Here is a 16,525-nt window from a genome sequence, read left to right on the forward strand (position 1 = left end):
GCGTGGCGCAAGACGGCCTATGAAAGTCCTGGTTCTGGGCGGCTGCAAGCTGCTGGGCGCGAAGGTGGTCAGCAATCTGCGGCAGCTGGGCTACCCGGTGGTTGCGGATGTGGACCCCAGGCTGCCAGCTGCGCTGCATGGCGCCCAGGTGCTGATTGATGTGCGCGAGCCACCTGTGATGGAGACGGCCGATGCGCTGGCGAGCTGGGCGAGCATATGCCGCCAGCTAAATGCCGCCATCGCCGCTGCAGCAGTGGCGCACCATATTGCGCTGTCGGCCTTGGGGGTGCAGCGCTTGCAGCACAGCGGCTACTACCAGGCGCTGGCGCTGCGAGAGCAGCTGATCCAGGCAGGCAGCACGCCTTATACGGTGCTGCGTGCCGCACCCCTGTACGAAAGTCTGGCACGGCTGGCACAGGGCAGCCCTGCCGGTACGGCGCTGACCATGCCCGTAGCGCGTATGCAGGCGATGGCCGCAGAGGACCTGGCGATGTTGGTGGCCGATGCCGCGCTGGCGCAGCCGTTGGATGGCTGCATGGAGGTGGCCGGGCCCCAGAAGATGGCGATGGCCGACTGGATGCAGCAGTACCTGCGCTTGCGCGGCGACCCGCGGGAAGTGCTGGGCGATGCCCACGCTCTGTATCGGGGGGCGTTGCTGGACGGTGACAGCTTGCTGCCCACGGGACCCGCTCGCCTGGGGCGGACCACGCTGGCGGCCTGGGTCTGCAAATGCAGTGCGGCTTGATGCCCCAGGCATTGGCTGGACACCGGGGTGTGATTATTTTCAAACGATTGGACGACTGATGACCCGTACCTTGCTCTTGAACTGTGGCCCCCATGGCCAGGCCAGCCATGGCTACCAACTGGCGGCCGATATGCTCGCCGAGTTGGGCCTGGCGCAGCAGCCGCTGCGCGAGCGCGACTTGGTGGCCACCCCGATACCGCCGATCAGCCGCGACTATGCGCTGGCGATCACCGCCAATGCGAGCGCGGATGCACCGGCGCTGGCCTGGTCCGAAACGCTGATCAAGGAGTTGGAAGACAGCGATCTGCTGATGATTCTGACCCCCATGCACAACTTTGCGGTGCCGGCCACGCTCAAGCTCTGGCTGGACCATGTGATCCGCATCCACCGCAGCTTTGCATCCACGCCTGAAGGGAAGATCGGCCTGATGAAAGACCGGCCCACCTTGGTGTTGGTGAGCTCGGGCGGCTTCCACACGGGCCCCCGGGCCCGGCAGGAAGATTTTCTGACGCCTTACTTGCGCTATGCGCTGGCCTCCATCGGCATCCGCAATGTGCATTTTGTATTGCTGCAAGGCCTGGTATTTGGCCCCGATGCCGTCGCCGCTGCGGTGGATAGCGCAAGAGATACCTTGCGGGAGCAGCTGGCGCCCTTCAAGCAGCAGGCGCTGGAGGTGGTCGCTGCTGCGCGCTGACAGCACGCGTAGCTGGTGCAAGTGGGCAGCAGGGAGCGATGGCTGACAGCGCGGGGTGCCCAGCGCATGGGCCTTGCACCACCAAGGCCTGGCCTGGACGGCAGGGAGGGGTGCTGCTGGACTGGGCAGGTCTGTACTGCCGTTGCACCTGTCTTGCATGTTGCCCAGACTATCTCAGCGTCGTTCTGGAAACCCTCCGGTAGGCTGTTGCCTGGCTGCTCACACCTAGCCGGCCGCACCTAGCCGGCCGCACCTAGCCGGCCGCACCTAGCCGGCCGCACCTAGCGGCAATCGGGTCTGCCTGCGGCAAGATGCCGCGCCGGGGACGCTGAGCCCCATGCGCAAACCTTCGGCTAGTCTGGCCCTGTTTGCGGCGTTCAACGCATGCTGGGGGCCAGACTTGATCCCCGCCCTGGGCGGCGGCTTAGACCGCGTGCAGATGTTCCAGCCGCTCCAGGCGCTCGAGCTCGGCACAGATATCGGCCATGCTGCCCGACATGGCCCAGCGCATACCTTTTTGGCGGTGCAGGCTGGCCGGTTGGGCCCAGTACATCTTGATGGGCGCATCATTGGCGGCCTGGGCGCTGCAGCGCTGCACCGACAGGAAGGGGCGGGTGTGGGACTGCGCAGCTGCTGAGAGGCGACGGCGCGCAGCGGGTTTGCGCGGCAGGCGGATGCGGTCGATGGGGCGCTGCACTGGTGCACCATCGGCAGGCGAGTCAACGCGGGGCGTGTCCATGCAGGAGGTATCCGCGCCTGACGTATCCACGCTGGACTGAGCTACCGGGCCATCGAGCAAGCTCAGCTGCTGGGCGGCGCCGCGCTGTACAGCGGCAGAGGACGCGGTGGCAAAGCAGTGCACCTGGGCGGCCAGTTGGCCGTCATTGGCGGCGCCATGGCCGGGGCGGCGGCGGTTGCTGCGCACAATGGCACGCTGGATGGACTGGAACCAGGGCAGGCCGGCGACGAGGGAAAAAGGCGCAAGCGCGCGCAATGCATCTGCTACAAGCATAGGAGACTCCTTGGTATACGGGTAACAGCAGGATTGCGCAGGGCGAGCGCATCCCCCAGGGCTGTGGGCCAAGAGCCCACAACGCCCGCTACCTGGGGTTGCGCAGAAAAGGGAGGGCCGAGGGGGCCGCTAGGCCTAGTTCAGCATCGTGTTGCGGATCAGGCCCACGGCAATGCCTTCGATCTCAAAGGGCTCGCCGGGCTGCACGATGATGGGCAGGTAATCCGGGTTTTCGGCCAGCAGTTCAATGCCGTCCTTGGTGCGCTGGAGGCGCTTGACGGTGACATCATCGCCCAGGCGCGCCACGATGATCTGGCCGTTGCGGGCCTCGCGCGTGGCTTTGACGGCCAGCAGATCGCCATCGATGATGCCGACATCGCGCATCGACATGCCGCGCACCTTGAGCAGGTAATCGGGCTGCTGCTGGAACAGGCCGCCCTCCACGGTATAGGTTTGGTCGACATGCTCTTGCGCCAGGATGGGCGAGCCGGCCGAGACGCGGCCAATCAGCGGCAGGGCCAGCTGGGCGAGCTCTTGCACCACACGGCCCAGGCCGGCCGTGGCATTGGACACGCCTGCCAGCGGCGACGAAAAGCGCGTGCCACGTGCGGCATTGATAGAGCGCACAGTATCGCTTTGCAGGCGAATCCCCCGGGAGGTGCCGCTGACCAGCTCGATCACGCCCTTGCGGGCCAGCGCCTTGAGATGGTCTTCTGCCGAATTGGCCGATTTGAAGCCCAGTTTGCTGGCAATCTCGGCGCGCGTTGGCGGGGCGCCGGTGCGCGAAATGGCGGTCTGGATCAGGTCCAGAATTTCTTGTTGGCGCGCGGTCAGTTTGGGATGGTCTCGCATAAGATCTCCGTGTGATCTGCGGTGCCGGGCAGAAGCAAAGCCACTGTGCATCCCAACACCTGTATATCAATCCAGTACCTGTATTTTTAACCAGTTTTTTGCAGGAGGCAAGCCTTGCAGCCAAAAATTTTGATCATCGGCACCGGCGGCACCATTGCCGGCATGGCTGATGACGCCGAGAAACCCGGCCAATACCGCGCGGCCCAGCTGTCCATCGCGGCCTTGCTGGCGGGCGTGAGCGGTATTGAGACTGCGGCGGCAGGCCCGCTGGATGCGGTGCAGATAGCGCAAATTGATAGCAAGGACATGAATGACGAGGTCTGGCATGCGCTGCTCAAGCGCTGCGATGCGGCCATGCACGATGAGACCGTGCGTGCTGTTGTTATCACCCACGGAACCGATACGCTCGAAGAGACTGCCTGGTTCCTGCATTGCGCTTTAGGGCGCCTGGCCAAGCCCGTGGTGCTGACCTGTGCCATGCGCCCGGCCAATGCCTTGATGCCCGATGGCCCGCAGAACCTGAAGGACGCCGTGGCCGCCGCTGCGGCGTTGGCTGCGGATGGCCAGCCGCTGCTGCGCGAGGTCGTGGCCGTGACGGGCGGCGGCGAGCTGCACAGCGCGCGCTGGCTGCAAAAGGTGCATCCGCACCGTTTGCTGGCCTTTTCATCGGGCGAGCAGGGGCCCCTGGGCTGGGTGGATGGCGTGACCGTGCGCCTGCGCCAGGGCTATGCCTCGCCGGCACCAGGCGCAGCGGATGGCTACACCGGCAGCCAGTGGCTGGCCGCCTTGCCTGCCCCCGCCAGCCAGCCCTGGCCCTGGGTGGAGATCGTGACCAGCCATGCCGGTATGCGCCCCGGGCTGGTGGACGCCCTGCACGCCCAGGGCATCGACGGTCTGGTGGTGGCAACCACCGGCAATGGCACCGTGCATGAGCTGCTTCTGGAGGCGATAGCGCGCGCACGCCAGCAAGGTCTGCCGGTATGGCGCAGCAGCCGCTGCAGCGATGGTGTGATCAGCGATGCGGTGTTGCCTGGAGTGGCCGATTTGGAAAAGGACTTGGCGGTGGCCTTGACGCCCTACAAATGCCGGGTCAGCTTGCAACTGGCGCTGGCGCAGGTCCAAGCCAAGGCCTAAAGCAGCCGCCGCATGCCGGTCTGCTGATGGCATGAGCAGGCATTAAAAAAGCCACTGTCGCAAGACAGTGGCTGTGCGGATAAGTCTGAGCGACTTATCAGGCCTGCAGCGCGGCAATGGCGCGCTGCGTGATCTCTTCGACCGAGCCCATGCCGCTGATGGCGCGGTACTTGGGGGCGGCGGCCGGGTCTTGGGCGGCCCAGCTGCTGTAGTAGTCCACCAAGGGGCGGGTCTGGTTGCTGTACACATCCAGGCGCTTCTTGACGGTTTCCTCCTTGTCGTCTTCGCGCTGCACCAGGGGCTCGCCGGTCACATCGTCCAGGCCTTCAGTCTTGGGCGGGTTGAACTTGACGTGGTAGGTACGGCCGGAAGCGGGGTGGCTGCGGCGGCCGCTCATGCGCTCGATGATGGCCTCAAACGGCACATCGATCTCCAGCACATAGTCGAGCTTGACACCGGCGGCCTTCATCGCGTCGGCCTGGGGGATGGTTCGGGGGAAGCCGTCAAACAGGAAGCCATTGGCGCAGTCGGCCTGGGCGATACGTTCCTTGACCAGATTGATGATCAGATCGTCACTGACCAGCTGGCCGGCGTCCATCACGGCCTTGGCTTGCAAGCCCAGCGGCGTGCCAGCCTTGACGGCAGCACGCAGCATGTCGCCGGTGGAAATCTGGGGAATACCGTATTTTTGGCAGATGAAGGCAGCTTGCGTACCTTTGCCGGCGCCGGGTGCTCCCAAAAGAATTAATTTCATGACGGTCCTTGGAGAATAAAAAACTTGCACGGCAAAAGCGGGCACTAAAGCCCGCTTTTACACAAAAAAACTGGGCTTGAGCATATCACGCATCAGGGGATTGTCAGCGAACTGGCACCAATACCGTGTCTCGGCTGCGCGAGACAGGCATGCTGCGCCTTTTAGCTTACGGTGCGCTTGCATCGGTGGCCGTCGCGGTGCAGGGTAGGCACGCGGGTTACATCACCGCGCCCAGCAGCTGGCGCACGCGCACCAGGTCTTCGGGCGTATCGACGCCCGAGCCAGGGATCTGCCGCGTCACATGCACGGCGATGCGGTGGCCATGCCAGATCGCGCGCAGCTGCTCGAGCATCTCGATTTGCTCGGTCGGGGCCTGGCTGAGCGTAGGGAAAGTATGCAAAAACTGGGCGCGGTAGCTGTAGATGCCCATATGGTGCAGCGGCGCAAAACCGGGCGTGCCGGTGGTGCCGGGGTTCTTCCACCAGGCCATATTCACAAAATCACGGCCCCAGGGGATGGGCGCACGGCTGAAATAGCTGGCCAGGCCCTGTGCATCGAGCACCACCTTGACGACATTGGGGCTGAGCAGCGACTCCAGATCAGCAATCGGGTGCGCGACCGTGCCCATGCTGGCCTCGGGCCGGTCGCTGAGCAGCGCCGCGACCGCATCGATCAGCGCCGGCGCGATCAAGGGCTCGTCGCCTTGCACATTGACCACGATGTCATCGCCGCCCAATTGCAGCACATTGCAGGCCTCGGCCAGGCGGTCGCTGCCACTGGGGTGCTTGGGCGAGGTCATCACCGCTTGCACACCATGCTTTTTGCAGGCGTCGATGATGCGCTCGTCATCTGCAGCCACCACCACGCGCTGGGCGGCGCTCTCCTGCGCGCGTTTGGCCACGCGCACCACCATGGGCAGGCCGGCGATATCGACCAGGGGCTTGTTGGGCAGGCGCGAGGAGGCCATGCGCGAAGGAATCAAGACAGTAAACGGCGCGGGTGCGTATGCCATGGTGCTAAAGGAGAGGAGAGTGAAGCCAACTTAAATTGTAGCGAGGAGGGTGGCCGGCGAGGTGCGGCCGGCTAGGTGCGGCCGGCCAGGCGCTGCCAGCGAGGTGTAGCCGACTAGGTGCGGCCGGCCAGGTGCGCCCAGCTAGTCGCCGCCGGCCAGGCCCGACAGCCACAAGCCACCTACCCAGGCAGTCGCCGCTGCTGCGGCGCCCGCGCTCAGGGTGCAGGCTTGACAGGCGTATTGGTCTCGTTGCTGCCAAACAGAATGGCCTCGATGGGGCGCAGTTTCTTGGCGTCGATCACCTCGCGCAGCTTGGGCAGGACGGCGACCAGGCCGTCGTAGCCCTGGGCTTTTTCCAGTTGCAGCTGCAGCCGAAAGCCTTTGAGCCCCAGGCCGCTGACCAATTGGCTGGCAGCGGCATAGGCCTTGATATAGCGCTCGCTGGGGTTGCTGATGGCAGCAGTTGCATTGCTGGCTGCGGTCTGCGCGGCAACTGGGGCGGCTGCAGCAGCGGGTGGCGGCGTGGTCGCAGGGTCGGTCAGGTTGTCAATGATGGCACTGGCGCTCGCGGGCAATTGGCCTGCGTCGCTGGGGCGCAAAAGCTCCAGCAGGCCTTGCTGCAGCAGCTGCTTGATGTCTTCGAGCACCTGCAGCTGTCCACCTGCCGAGGGCGCCAGCGCCATCACCTGTTCAATGCTTTTTTGCCCATCAAACATGATGAAGGCCGGTCGCATGCGGTGCGGCAACGAGGGATCCCGGGCGCGCAGCGCCTCCATGCCTTTGTCGGTTTTCTTGAGAATCAGGGTATGCATGGCAATGTGCTGAAAAAAATGGATGCAATCCACAAGGCCTGCCCGGAGGCGCTGTGCCTAAAATTTCAGCAAATTGTGTCTTTTTTTTACCAAACCGCTATTGGGGTTTGCCTGTGCGGACGGCCATGCCGGCCCCGGTGGGGCCGCAACTTCATCAAACCTTAATCTGCCGCAGCTAAAGCGTCGATTTCTTCGTCGCTGAGCGGGCGCGCTTCGCCTTCGAGCATGATGGGCATGCCATCGCGCACCGGGTAGGCCAGGCGCGCGCTGCGCGAGACCAGTTCCTGGCGCTCGCGGTCATAGCGCAGGGGGCCTTTGGTGACGGGGCAAACCAGCAGTTCGAGCAGTTTCGGGTCCATAGCAGCAATCAGTCTTTCTTAACAGGGGGCGATGCGGGCTGGTGCTGGCGCAGCAGTGCATCGGCATGCTGGCCAAAGGCCGGGTCGATGGCGACCTCCAGCGGCACAGCCAGTGCATGGGGGGCAATGCGCCAGAGCTTGTGCGCATCCTTTTCGGTGCACAGCAGCACGGGTGCATCGGGTGCACCTATTGTAGGTGCGCTGGTCGCGGCGATTCCGAGGCTTGCCAGCCAGGCCGGGTCGTCCAGCGGGGCATGGTCGGGCAGTGCATCGCTGCGGGCCAGCTGCAGGCCCTGGGCTTGCAGCATCGCAAAAAACTCCTGCGGATAGGCAATGGCGGCCAGCGCATGCACTGGCCGGCCGCGCAGATCGGCAAGCGCATGGTGGCGGCCATCCTGGCCAACGGCATAGCAGGCCAGGCTGCGCTGCAGCGGCCAGGCCGCTGCACCAGTGGCTGCCAGCTGCTGGGGCGCTGGGCCGGCGTAGAGCGCAATGTCCAGCCGCCTGGGCCAGGGCTCGCGCAGTGGCCCGGCCGGCAGTTGCCAGCCATTGCCAATGCCTTGGGCGTTGAAGACGGCAATCTCCACATCGCGGGCCAGTGCCAGGTGCTGCAGGCCATCGTCGCAGACCAGCACATCGACATCGGGGTGCGCCTGCAGGGCCGCCTGGGCGGCCGTGGCCCGCAGCGCAGCCACATACACCGGCACGCCACTGCGCTGGGCGATCAGCAAGGGCTCATCGCCCACCAGGCGCGGGTCGCTGCCGGGGGTGACGGCTATCGCGTTGGGATTTTTGCTGTTGTCGCGCCCATAGCCGCGCGAGATAACCGCTGGCCGCCAGCCCTGGGCCTGCAAGGCCTGCACCAGGTGCAGGGTCACAGGCGTCTTGCCCGCGCCCCCGGCGATCACATTGCCCACCACCACCACGGGCACCGGCGCGCGGTAGGCCTTGCACAGACCGGTGCGGTAGAGGGCGCGGCGCAGCGCGCCCAGCGCTGCATAGCACCAGGACAGCGGCAGCAGCGCGATGGCCAGCAGGCCTTTGCGCTGCCAGGCATCGGTGATGCGTGCCGAGCGGGGGCGCGTGGCACTGGGGGGCGCGGCAGGCGTGGATGGAGGGGGAGGCGGGACGGTCATGCAGGCTGCATGCTAGCACTGCCCAGGCGCAGTGCCTGGGGTTTAGCGTGCCGCCGTCTGGGTGGCAAAGGTGATCTGCTGCAGGCCAACGCGGCGGGCGGCTTCCATCACCGAGACCACCGACTGGTGCGGCGCCAGCGCATCGGCGCTGATGATGATCACGCTGTCCTTGCCAGCGGTGGCGGCATTGCGCAGTGCTTCGGCCATATCGGCCACGGTCTTGCCTTCCAGCGCGACCTTGCCCACGGCATAGCGCCCATCGGCAGCGACGGAGACGATGATCTCTTTGGGCCGGTCGCGCAGTTGCTCGGCATTGGCGGTCGGCAAGGTCAGCTGCAGCTCGGTGAATTTGCTGTAGGTGGTCGAGAGCATCAGGAAGATGAGCACGACCAGCAGCACATCAATGAACGGGATCAAGTTGATCTCGGGCTCTGTCGTGGTGCGGGGGCGAAAGTTCATGCTGGCTCCTGCCCGGCGATCAGCTGCGGCGCAGCTTGTTCAGGTGGCGCAGAAACTGCTCGGCCGACAGCTCCAGGGTGAGCAGATAGCCATCGACCCGGCTGCGGAAGTAGCGCCAGAAAATGAGGGCCGGGATGGCCACCATCAGGCCAAAAGCGGTGTTGTACAGCGCAATCGAGATACCGTGGGCCAGCATGCTGGGGTTGTTGCCGCCACCGCTTTGCGAGCCGAAGATCTCGATCATGCCGATCACCGTGCCCAAGAGGCCCAGCAATGGCGCGGCCGATGCGATGGTGGCGAGGGCGGTGAGGTACTTTTCGAGCTTTTGGGCTTCGCGGCGGCCGGTGCTCTCCAGCGTGGCGCGCAGGTCGGCCTCCGAGATGCGGGGCTCCAAGGTGATGGTGCGCAGTCCGCTGGCCAGCACCTCGCCCAGCGACGAGTTCTGGCCGAGCTGGTTCACCACTTCGGCGCTGGGCACCCCATTGGCTGAGACGGACATGGCTTCCTGCAGCAGGTTGGCTGGGGCGACTTTGTCCGCTTTCAAAGCCACAAAGCGCTCAACGATCAATGCCAGGGCCAGGATGGAGCAGGCAATCAAGGGCCAGATGGGCCAGCCTGCTGCTTGGATGATGGAAAACAAGATTCTCTCTCCGCTCTTTCTTTTTTCAGCGGCCATTATGGCCCAAGGCCACTGCCGGTCCGCCTAAAATCGGCGCTGGCGCTGCGTCCAACCCACAGTCCCAGAATGCCGGAAAGGCCCAGTCATCCACAAAAAATGTGGATAACTTTGTGGGTAATGTGTCATCAGCCGGAAAAATTGCCCAATTTACGGGGTTTTTCTTAGATTGCTTAAAAAATAAGCTGATAAAAATATTGAAAAATCAAAAGCTTGTACGTAGGTTCAATATTTTGTGCTACAGAGTATGACGTATGCATGACGCTGTCACAGAGCCGCTTTCTTGTGGACTACTGCGTGTTGGAGGTGTGGGAAAAGCCGGCTTTTGAGCCTTCCCTGGCCTCTATGTCGTTGCTGTGACGGGAAAAAATGCCGCTGCCAGTGGTTGCGTTGGCAGCTAATTGGCAGCCCCTTCGATAGCGGAATGGCAGCACCTGACGGTGGATGGCCAGCCCGCTGGATCCCTGGCGCAAGTCCCAGCCGCTACCATGTCTGCTGCATGCCGCGTTGCGGCGCAACCAACACTCACCTCTCCTGATTTCTGCCGAGCCGAGCCTGCCGCCAAGCCGGCCATTTTTATGGACACCACACACTACCCGCCCACTGTCGCTGCCAACGCCGCCCCCAGCCCCCGCATCTGGGAGGTGGGCGCGCTGTGCCGGGCGGTGGCCGATGCGCTGGCGGCGCGCTTCAACCCGGTGGAGGTGCGCGGGGAGCTCAGCGGTTTTTCGCGCGCGGCCAGCGGCCACTGCTACTTCAACCTCAAGGATGCCAACGGCCAGGTGCGCTGCGCGATGTTTCGCCGCTCCGCGCAGGCGCTGGACTTCAACCCGCGCGACGGCGAGTTGGTCGAGGTGGTGGGCAAGCTGGGGGTCTATGAGCAGCGCGGCGATCTGCAGCTGATTGTCGAAGGCATGCGCCGGGCCGGGCAGGGGGCGTTGTTTGAGCAGTTCCTGCGCCTCAAGGCGCAGCTCGAATCCGAAGGCCTGTTTGACAGCGAGCGCAAGCGGCAGCTGCCGCTGATGCCGCGCGGCATCGGCATCGTCACCTCGCTGGGCGCGGCGGCGCTGCACGATGTGGTGACGGCCTTGCGCCGCCGCGTGCCGCAGCTGCCGGTGGTGCTGGTGCCAGCGCTGGTGCAGGGCGCGCAGGCGGCGCCATCGATGGTGGCGGCGCTGCAAAAGCTCTACCGCCTGGCCGAGGCCCAGATCGCTTATGACGCCCGCCTGAGTATTGACGCGCCGGCGGTGCCCATCGACACCATCTTGCTGGTGCGCGGCGGTGGCTCGCTGGAGGACCTCTGGGCCTTCAACGCCGAGCAACTGGCCCGCACCGTAGTGCAAAGCCCGGTGCCGCTGGTGAGCGGCGTGGGGCATGAGACCGACTTCACGATCGCCGATTTCTGCGCCGATCTGCGCGCGCCCACGCCCACGGCCGCTGCCGAGCTGGTCTGCCAGCCGCGCGATGTCTGGCTGGGCGCGCTGCAACTGGCGGAGCAGCGCCTGGTCGATGGTGTCGAGCGCCATCTGGACCGCCAGCAGCAGCGCCTGGACATGGCAGCGCGCCAGATTGGCAGGCCGTCATCCTTGGTGCACGGCCAGCAGCAGATGCTGGACCGGCTTGGCCGCCGCCTGCAAAGCGCTGCACAAAGCCAGTTGCATGGCCAGGACAAGCGCGTGCAGCACCTGGCCAGCGTATTCCCCTCTGGCGCGGCGCGCCATCTGGAGCGCAGTGAGCAGCGCCTGGCGCAATTGCATGCGCGGCTGGAGCTGCTCAACCCGCGCCAGGTGCTGTCGCGGGGCTATGCCTTGCTGACCGACATGCAAGGCCAGGTAGTGAGTTCGGTAACGCAGGCGACACCGGGCAAGGCCCTGCATGCCGAGCTGGCCGATGGCAGTGTCGATGTGGTGGCGACCCAGCGCTTGCTGGTCTAGCGCTGCGCCAAGGTGCCACTGCGCAGGCCTGGGGGCGGACGCGCGCTTGCGCCGCTGCGGCGGCCAGCCCGCGTGATGGCAATTGGCGGCGCTTTCTGACGCCGTGCTGCCTGGCTTGCATGCTATCGTCGTCATAGTAAATGGGCTGAACCCGTATTCATCAACGGGTCGATTTTCCTTTTTACAATCGACGACTGAGGCTGCGGGCTGGCCGGTGTTTGCCAACACCGCCTGGCCCGGCTTTGAAACCATACCAACCACGAGGAAACCACGATGGAACGCACTCTGCCACCACTGCCCTATGCGATTGATGCCCTGGCCCCTGCCTACAGCCAGGAAACGCTGGAATACCACCACGGCAAGCACCACAAGGCCTACGTGGACAAGCTCAACGAGCTGCAAAAGGGCACCGAGTTCGAGAACCTGGAGCTGGAAGCCGTGATCAAGAAGGCGACCGGTGGTATCTACAACCAGGCCGCTCAAATCTGGAACCACACCTTCTTCTGGAACTGCATGACCCCCGGCGGCGGCGCTGAGCCAAGCGGCGCGCTGGCCGATGCCATCAACAAGAAGTGGGGCAGCTACGCCGAGTTCAAGAAGGCGTTCCAGGCCTCGGCCGTGGGCAACTTCGGCTCGGGCTGGACCTGGCTGGTCAAGAAGCCCGATGGCTCGGTGGACATCGTCAATACCGGCGCTGCTGGCACCCCGCTGACCACTGACGACAAGGCACTGCTGACCGTCGACGTGTGGGAACATGCTTACTACATCGACTACCGCAATGCCCGTCCGAAGTTTGTTGAAACCTTCTTCGACAAGCTGGTGAACTGGAAGTTTGCGGAAAGCAATTTCGCCTGATAGCGGCTGCCCTGCGTGATCGCCGGGTACACCTGATCAGAAAAAAGGCCGGATGGTGCGCTGCACCGTATCCGGCCTTTGCTTTTTGGGGGCAGGGCGGTGCATTGGCGCCAGTGCCCAGTCTGTCAGCTACAGGCAACACTTCCCTCTGGCAAAGCCCCTGATTTGCGCCAGTTTTCCGAGCCGTGCAAATGCATGATTGATAATCAGTCTCATTTGCTTCTTGGCTGGTTGTTGTATGTTGTTCTCTTCCCGTTTTGCGCTCCACCCGGTGGCGGGCGCAGTTGCTCTGCTGGTTTCTTTTACCGCTGTCCCCGCTTTGGCTCAAACCCAGGAGGGCGCTGCTGACACAGCCACCGCCGCAGCGGCGCCAGCTGCCGGCGAAGACAGCGTCTTGCCGACCGTGACCGTCAACGCCAGTGCCGATGCATCGGCGCAAGGTCTGTCCAAGGCCTATGCCGGCGGCCAGGTGGCGCGCGGCGGGCGTGTGGGTATTCTGGGCACCGAAGACATCATGAACACGCCGTTCTCCACGACGGCCTATACCCAGGATCTGATCCGCGACCAGCAGGCGCGCAGCGTGGGCGATGTGCTGCAAAACGATGCCTCGGTGCGCGTCTCGCGCGGTTTTGGCAACTTCCAGGAATCGTATTTTGTGCGCGGCTTTGTGCTGGGCTCGGACAGCATTGCCTACAACGGCCTCTACGGTCTGCTGCCGCGCCAGTATGTGTCGGCCGAGCTGTTTGAGCGCGTAGAGCTGCTGCGCGGCGCCAGCGGCTTTTTGAATGGGGCATCGCCCGCCGGTGACAGCATTGGTGGCGCCCTGAACCTGCTGCCCAAGCGCGCCTCGAACGAGCCGCTGACGCGGGTCAGCGTGGGTGGATCGAGCGGCGCGCAAGGCTATGCCGCGGCCGACATCAGCCGCCGCTTTGGCCCCGACCAGGCCACCGGCCTGCGCCTGAACGTGGCCAAACGCAAGGGCGATACCACGATCGACGACGAAGGTGTCGATCTGAGTGTGGTGTCCTTGGGGTTGGATTGGCGCTCCAGCAATCTGCGCCTGTCGGCCGATGTGGGCTACCAAAGCCACAAACTGACCACGCCACGCCCCAATGTGACCTTGGGTGCCGCAGTGACCCAGGTGCCCAGCGCCCCGGACAACAGCAAAAACTTTGCCCAGCCCTGGACCTATTCGAACGAGCGCGACAGCTTTGGCTCGGTGCGCGCCGAGTACGACATCAACAGCCGGCTCACCGCCTGGGCGGCAGGCGGTGCACGCTTTGGCCGCGAGCGCAACTCGCTCGCCAGCCTGACCCTGAACAATGGCAGCACCGGCAGCGGCACCCAAGGGCGCTTTGACAATACCCGCGCCGATGACATCTTTACCGGCGAAGTGGGCCTGCGCGGCAAGCTGACCACCGGCAGCATTGGCCACAGCATCGTGCTGGCGGCCTCGGCTTTCTCGGACAAGCGCAAGAACGCCTTCTACTCGCAGCCGGCCGCCAGCGCGCTGGCCACCAATCTGTACAACCCCGTCTATGGCGCGGCACCGCCCTTGGGCACCAGCTCGAACGACCTGGATGACCCGGCCGTGCAGGCCCGCATCAAGCTGTCGAGCCTGGCCTTGTCGGACACCCTGTCGATGTTCGACGAGCGCCTGCTGCTCACCCTGGGCGTGCGCCACCAGGCCATCGAGACGCAGACCTTTGCCTATAACACCGGCATTGCAGCGCCCAAGGTGGACAAGAGCCGCACCAGCCCGATGGCGGCCGTCGTCTTCAAGCCGGCCGAGCGGGTATCGCTCTACGCCAACTACATCGAAGGCCTGACCCCGGGCGAGATTGCACCGGCGCTGTCGTCGGGCTTGCCGGTGGCCAATGCCGGCGCGGCGCTGGCACCCTATGTCTCCAAGCAAAAGGAAGTGGGCTTGAAGTGGGATGGTGGCGATATTGGCGCGGGCCTGGCCTGGTTCACCACCGACAAGCCGCGTGTGTTCCGCAATTCCATCTCGGGCGTCTACGGCCCTGAAGGCATGGACCGCCACCGTGGCCTGGAGCTCAATGTGTTTGGCCAGGTCACACGCGGCCTGCGCGTGCTGGGTGGCGTCACCTGGCTCGATGCCAAGCAACTGGCCGATGGCAACAACCCCAATGCCGGCAAGCGCGTGATTGGCGTGCCCCGCCAGCAGGGCAATCTGGGGCTGGAGTGGGATGTGCCCGGCGTGCGGGGCCTGAGCCTGGATGGCCGCGCCGTGGCCACCGGCAGCAGCTATGCCAATGCGACCAATACCTTGCAGGTGGCAGGCTGGACTCGGTTTGACCTGGGTGCGCGCTACCTGACCGAAATCGATGGCCGCCTGGTGACCCTGCGCGCCCGCGTGGAGAACGCGGCCAACCGCAACTACTGGGCCTCGGTGGGTTCGACCGGCTACTTGGTGCTGTCCAACCCGCGCACCTTCACGGTCAGCGCCAGTGTGGACTTCTAAGCGCTGACAGCCGGACTGCGGTTTGCCCCATGACTGCGACCAGCCCCTTGCCCCTGCAGCCCGTCCCCATGCTGCCCGATATTGCCGCGCTCTATGTGGAGCACCATGGCTGGCTGCAAGGGTGGCTGCGCCGCAGGCTCGGTGATGCACACCAGGTGCGGCTGCTGAGCCCGGCTGCCAGCCATGGCGATGCCAGCGCGGCCGCGCCGCCGGCCGCTGCGCTGCGCGCCCCGCGTGCCTACCTGGCCACGGTGGCCAAGCATGTGCTGGTCAACCACCTGCGCCGCCAGTCGCTGGAGCAGGCCTATCTGCAGGCGCTGGCTGTGTTGCCCGAGCCCGAGGCTATCTCGCCCGAGCGGCAACTGGCCATTCTGCAGGCTTTGCAGGAGGTCGATGCGATGCTCGATGCACTGCCGGCCAAGGTAAGGGCGGTGTTCATCCTCTCGCAGATCGACGGCCTGACCTATGCCGAGATTGCCCAGGTACTGGGCGTGGGCCTGCGCTCGGTCAAGCGCTATATGGCCCAGGCCATGGCCGAATGCATTTTGCTGGCGGACTGAGGTGCCCGCCATGAGTGCCTGGAATCCGCCGCCCGTGGCCGCGCCCCTCATCACCCGCGAGGTGGCGATGCAGGCGGCCGAATGGTTTGTGCGCCTGCAAGAGGAGGCCGGCAGCGCCGGTGCCCAGGCGGAGCTGGCGCGCTGGCGGTCGCAATCGCCTGCGCATGAGCGTGCCTGGCAACGGGCGATGGCCGTCAGTCTGCAGGCGGGCTCCATTCCGGCATCGCCGGGCGCGCCCGCGCTGTCTCGGCCCCAGCGCCGTGCCACGCGCCGCGATACCGTGCGCGCGCTGGCGGTGCTGATCACGGCAGTGCCAGCGGGCTGGCTGGCCTGGCGCATGGCGCCGGTGCAGCAGTGGACGTCCAGCCATGCCACGACCACTGGCGAATGGCGCAGCTGGACGCTGTCCGATGGCAGCCGCATGGTGCTGGACACTGCCAGCGCGGCCGATGTGCAGTTCGACGCGCTGCAGCGCCGCATCCATCTGCGCGCTGGCGCGCTTTATGTGGAGACAGCGCCCGATCCGCAGGCCAGCGCAAGGGCTTTTTTGGTGACCACCGAGCAGGGCGAGATACGCGCACTGGGCACACGCTTTAGTGTGCGCTGCGGTGATGGCTACAGCGATGTGGCCGTGCAGCAGGATGCCGTGGAGGTACGCCCACGCGGCGGCGCAGCAGCACTGCGCTTGCAGGCCGGCCAGCAACTGCGCTTTAGCGACAGCGAGGCAGGGCAGCCACAGCTTGCCCAGGCCGGGGCCAGCCAGTGGACGCAAGATGTGCTGGCGGCCGACAACATGCGCCTGGATGCCTTTTTGGCCGAGCTGGGCCGCTACCGCAAAGGTTGGCTGCGTTGCGACCCGCAGGTGGCGGCGCTGCGCATCTCGGGCGCGTTCCAGCTAGCCGATACCGACGCGGTGCTGGCCAACCTGGCCCATCTGCTGCCGGTGCAGATCAGCGCCCGAACCCCTTACTGGGTCACGGTGCTGCCCTTGCGGCACTGAGCTTTTAAAGAATTTTCTGCCAAGTTGGCCCCTTTGGGCGCGGTCG

Annotated in this window: 17 protein-coding genes; 8 read left to right on the forward strand and 9 right to left on the reverse strand. The window is 65.1% G+C overall.

Annotated elements, in window-relative coordinates:
- Nucleotides 1-19 precede the first annotated feature (19 nt).
- Complete coding sequence (locus tag F0Q04_RS12120) at nucleotides 20-745, forward strand: SDR family oxidoreductase (protein ID WP_182340816.1); 726 nt, start codon at nucleotides 20-22, stop codon at nucleotides 743-745.
- A 58-nt stretch (nucleotides 746-803) separates the two neighbouring features.
- Nucleotides 804-1,439, forward strand: coding sequence for an FMN-dependent NADH-azoreductase (locus F0Q04_RS12125; RefSeq protein ID WP_116926873.1), 636 nt, complete (start codon nucleotides 804-806; stop codon nucleotides 1,437-1,439).
- A 424-nt stretch (nucleotides 1,440-1,863) separates the two neighbouring features.
- Here the strand turns inward: F0Q04_RS12125 and F0Q04_RS12130 are convergent, their stop codons facing one another.
- Complete coding sequence (locus tag F0Q04_RS12130) at nucleotides 1,864-2,451, reverse strand: hypothetical protein (protein WP_133248186.1); 588 nt, start codon at nucleotides 2,449-2,451, stop codon at nucleotides 1,864-1,866.
- Nucleotides 2,452-2,586: 135 nt separating this feature from the next.
- Entirely contained in the window at nucleotides 2,587-3,303 is a 717-nt protein-coding gene (lexA, locus tag F0Q04_RS12135) for a transcriptional repressor LexA (protein WP_021024923.1), read from the reverse strand.
- Between the two features lie 114 nt (nucleotides 3,304-3,417).
- Between lexA and F0Q04_RS12140 the strand changes: the two genes are divergently transcribed.
- The gene (locus F0Q04_RS12140; protein ID WP_269780243.1) at nucleotides 3,418-4,437 is read left to right on the forward strand and encodes an asparaginase; all 1,020 of its coding nucleotides are present in this window, start codon (nucleotides 3,418-3,420) and stop codon (nucleotides 4,435-4,437) included.
- Nucleotides 4,438-4,534: 97 nt separating this feature from the next.
- Here F0Q04_RS12140 and adk read toward each other — a convergent pair whose 3' ends face one another.
- From adk to F0Q04_RS12175, 7 genes are all read right to left on the reverse strand, one after another.
- Complete coding sequence (gene adk / locus F0Q04_RS12145) at nucleotides 4,535-5,191, reverse strand: adenylate kinase (protein WP_116926871.1); 657 nt, start codon at nucleotides 5,189-5,191, stop codon at nucleotides 4,535-4,537.
- Between the two features lie 217 nt (nucleotides 5,192-5,408).
- Nucleotides 5,409-6,203, reverse strand: coding sequence for a 3-deoxy-manno-octulosonate cytidylyltransferase (gene kdsB / locus F0Q04_RS12150; protein WP_182340819.1), 795 nt, complete (start codon nucleotides 6,201-6,203; stop codon nucleotides 5,409-5,411).
- Between the two features lie 215 nt (nucleotides 6,204-6,418).
- The gene (locus tag F0Q04_RS12155; protein ID WP_133248185.1) at nucleotides 6,419-7,015 is read right to left on the reverse strand and encodes a hypothetical protein; all 597 of its coding nucleotides are present in this window, start codon (nucleotides 7,013-7,015) and stop codon (nucleotides 6,419-6,421) included.
- Between the two features lie 161 nt (nucleotides 7,016-7,176).
- Nucleotides 7,177-7,374, reverse strand: coding sequence for a Trm112 family protein (locus F0Q04_RS12160; protein ID WP_027010813.1), 198 nt, complete (start codon nucleotides 7,372-7,374; stop codon nucleotides 7,177-7,179).
- Nucleotides 7,375-7,382: 8 nt separating this feature from the next.
- Nucleotides 7,383-8,510, reverse strand: a complete 1,128-nt coding sequence (gene lpxK / locus F0Q04_RS12165) for a tetraacyldisaccharide 4'-kinase (protein ID WP_182340822.1) — start codon at nucleotides 8,508-8,510, stop codon at nucleotides 7,383-7,385.
- Nucleotides 8,511-8,552: 42 nt separating this feature from the next.
- Entirely contained in the window at nucleotides 8,553-8,969 is a 417-nt protein-coding gene (locus F0Q04_RS12170; RefSeq protein WP_021026537.1) for an ExbD/TolR family protein, read from the reverse strand.
- A 19-nt stretch (nucleotides 8,970-8,988) separates the two neighbouring features.
- The gene (locus tag F0Q04_RS12175) at nucleotides 8,989-9,609 is read right to left on the reverse strand and encodes a MotA/TolQ/ExbB proton channel family protein (RefSeq protein WP_021026538.1); all 621 of its coding nucleotides are present in this window, start codon (nucleotides 9,607-9,609) and stop codon (nucleotides 8,989-8,991) included.
- 614 nt (nucleotides 9,610-10,223) lie between these two features.
- On the opposite strand from F0Q04_RS12175, the gene xseA reads away from it, so the two are divergent.
- From xseA to F0Q04_RS12200, 5 genes are all read left to right on the forward strand, one after another.
- The gene (xseA, locus tag F0Q04_RS12180) at nucleotides 10,224-11,579 is read left to right on the forward strand and encodes an exodeoxyribonuclease VII large subunit (protein ID WP_182340825.1); all 1,356 of its coding nucleotides are present in this window, start codon (nucleotides 10,224-10,226) and stop codon (nucleotides 11,577-11,579) included.
- Between the two features lie 273 nt (nucleotides 11,580-11,852).
- Entirely contained in the window at nucleotides 11,853-12,434 is a 582-nt protein-coding gene (locus tag F0Q04_RS12185; RefSeq protein ID WP_021026539.1) for a superoxide dismutase, read from the forward strand.
- A gap of 238 nt (nucleotides 12,435-12,672) precedes the next feature.
- On the forward strand, nucleotides 12,673-14,919 hold the full coding sequence (locus F0Q04_RS12190) for a TonB-dependent receptor (protein ID WP_182340828.1): 2,247 nt from the start codon (nucleotides 12,673-12,675) through the stop codon (nucleotides 14,917-14,919).
- Nucleotides 14,920-14,948: 29 nt separating this feature from the next.
- On the forward strand, nucleotides 14,949-15,479 hold the full coding sequence (locus F0Q04_RS12195; protein WP_232539317.1) for a sigma-70 family RNA polymerase sigma factor: 531 nt from the start codon (nucleotides 14,949-14,951) through the stop codon (nucleotides 15,477-15,479).
- A 10-nt stretch (nucleotides 15,480-15,489) separates the two neighbouring features.
- Nucleotides 15,490-16,479: a FecR domain-containing protein gene (locus tag F0Q04_RS12200; protein ID WP_182340831.1), complete on the forward strand. Its 990-nt coding sequence runs from the start codon at nucleotides 15,490-15,492 to the stop codon at nucleotides 16,477-16,479.
- The last annotated feature ends 46 nt before the right edge of the window (nucleotides 16,480-16,525 follow it).

The sequence above is a fragment of the Comamonas koreensis genome (genome assembly GCF_014076495.1).
GTDB lineage: Bacteria > Pseudomonadota > Gammaproteobacteria > Burkholderiales > Burkholderiaceae_C > Comamonas > Comamonas squillarum.

Coding starts and splice junctions, on each gene's coding strand:
- F0Q04_RS12120 (WP_182340816.1), top strand. CDS start 20: ATGAAAGTCCTGGTTCTGGGCGGCTGCAAGCTGCTGGGCGCGAAGGTG.
- F0Q04_RS12125 (WP_116926873.1), top strand. CDS start 804: ATGACCCGTACCTTGCTCTTGAACTGTGGCCCCCATGGCCAGGCCAGC.
- F0Q04_RS12130 (WP_133248186.1), bottom strand. CDS start 2,451: ATGCTTGTAGCAGATGCATTGCGCGCGCTTGCGCCTTTTTCCCTCGTC.
- lexA (WP_021024923.1), bottom strand. CDS start 3,303: ATGCGAGACCATCCCAAACTGACCGCGCGCCAACAAGAAATTCTGGAC.
- adk (WP_116926871.1), bottom strand. CDS start 5,191: ATGAAATTAATTCTTTTGGGAGCACCCGGCGCCGGCAAAGGTACGCAA.
- kdsB (WP_182340819.1), bottom strand. CDS start 6,203: ATGGCATACGCACCCGCGCCGTTTACTGTCTTGATTCCTTCGCGCATG.
- F0Q04_RS12155 (WP_133248185.1), bottom strand. CDS start 7,015: ATGCATACCCTGATTCTCAAGAAAACCGACAAAGGCATGGAGGCGCTG.
- F0Q04_RS12160 (WP_027010813.1), bottom strand. CDS start 7,374: ATGGACCCGAAACTGCTCGAACTGCTGGTTTGCCCCGTCACCAAAGGC.
- lpxK (WP_182340822.1), bottom strand. CDS start 8,510: ATGACCGTCCCGCCTCCCCCTCCATCCACGCCTGCCGCGCCCCCCAGT.
- F0Q04_RS12170 (WP_021026537.1), bottom strand. CDS start 8,969: ATGAACTTTCGCCCCCGCACCACGACAGAGCCCGAGATCAACTTGATC.
- xseA (WP_182340825.1), top strand. CDS start 10,224: ATGGACACCACACACTACCCGCCCACTGTCGCTGCCAACGCCGCCCCC.
- F0Q04_RS12185 (WP_021026539.1), top strand. CDS start 11,853: ATGGAACGCACTCTGCCACCACTGCCCTATGCGATTGATGCCCTGGCC.
- F0Q04_RS12190 (WP_182340828.1), top strand. CDS start 12,673: ATGTTGTTCTCTTCCCGTTTTGCGCTCCACCCGGTGGCGGGCGCAGTT.
- F0Q04_RS12195 (WP_232539317.1), top strand. CDS start 14,949: ATGACTGCGACCAGCCCCTTGCCCCTGCAGCCCGTCCCCATGCTGCCC.
- F0Q04_RS12200 (WP_182340831.1), top strand. CDS start 15,490: ATGAGTGCCTGGAATCCGCCGCCCGTGGCCGCGCCCCTCATCACCCGC.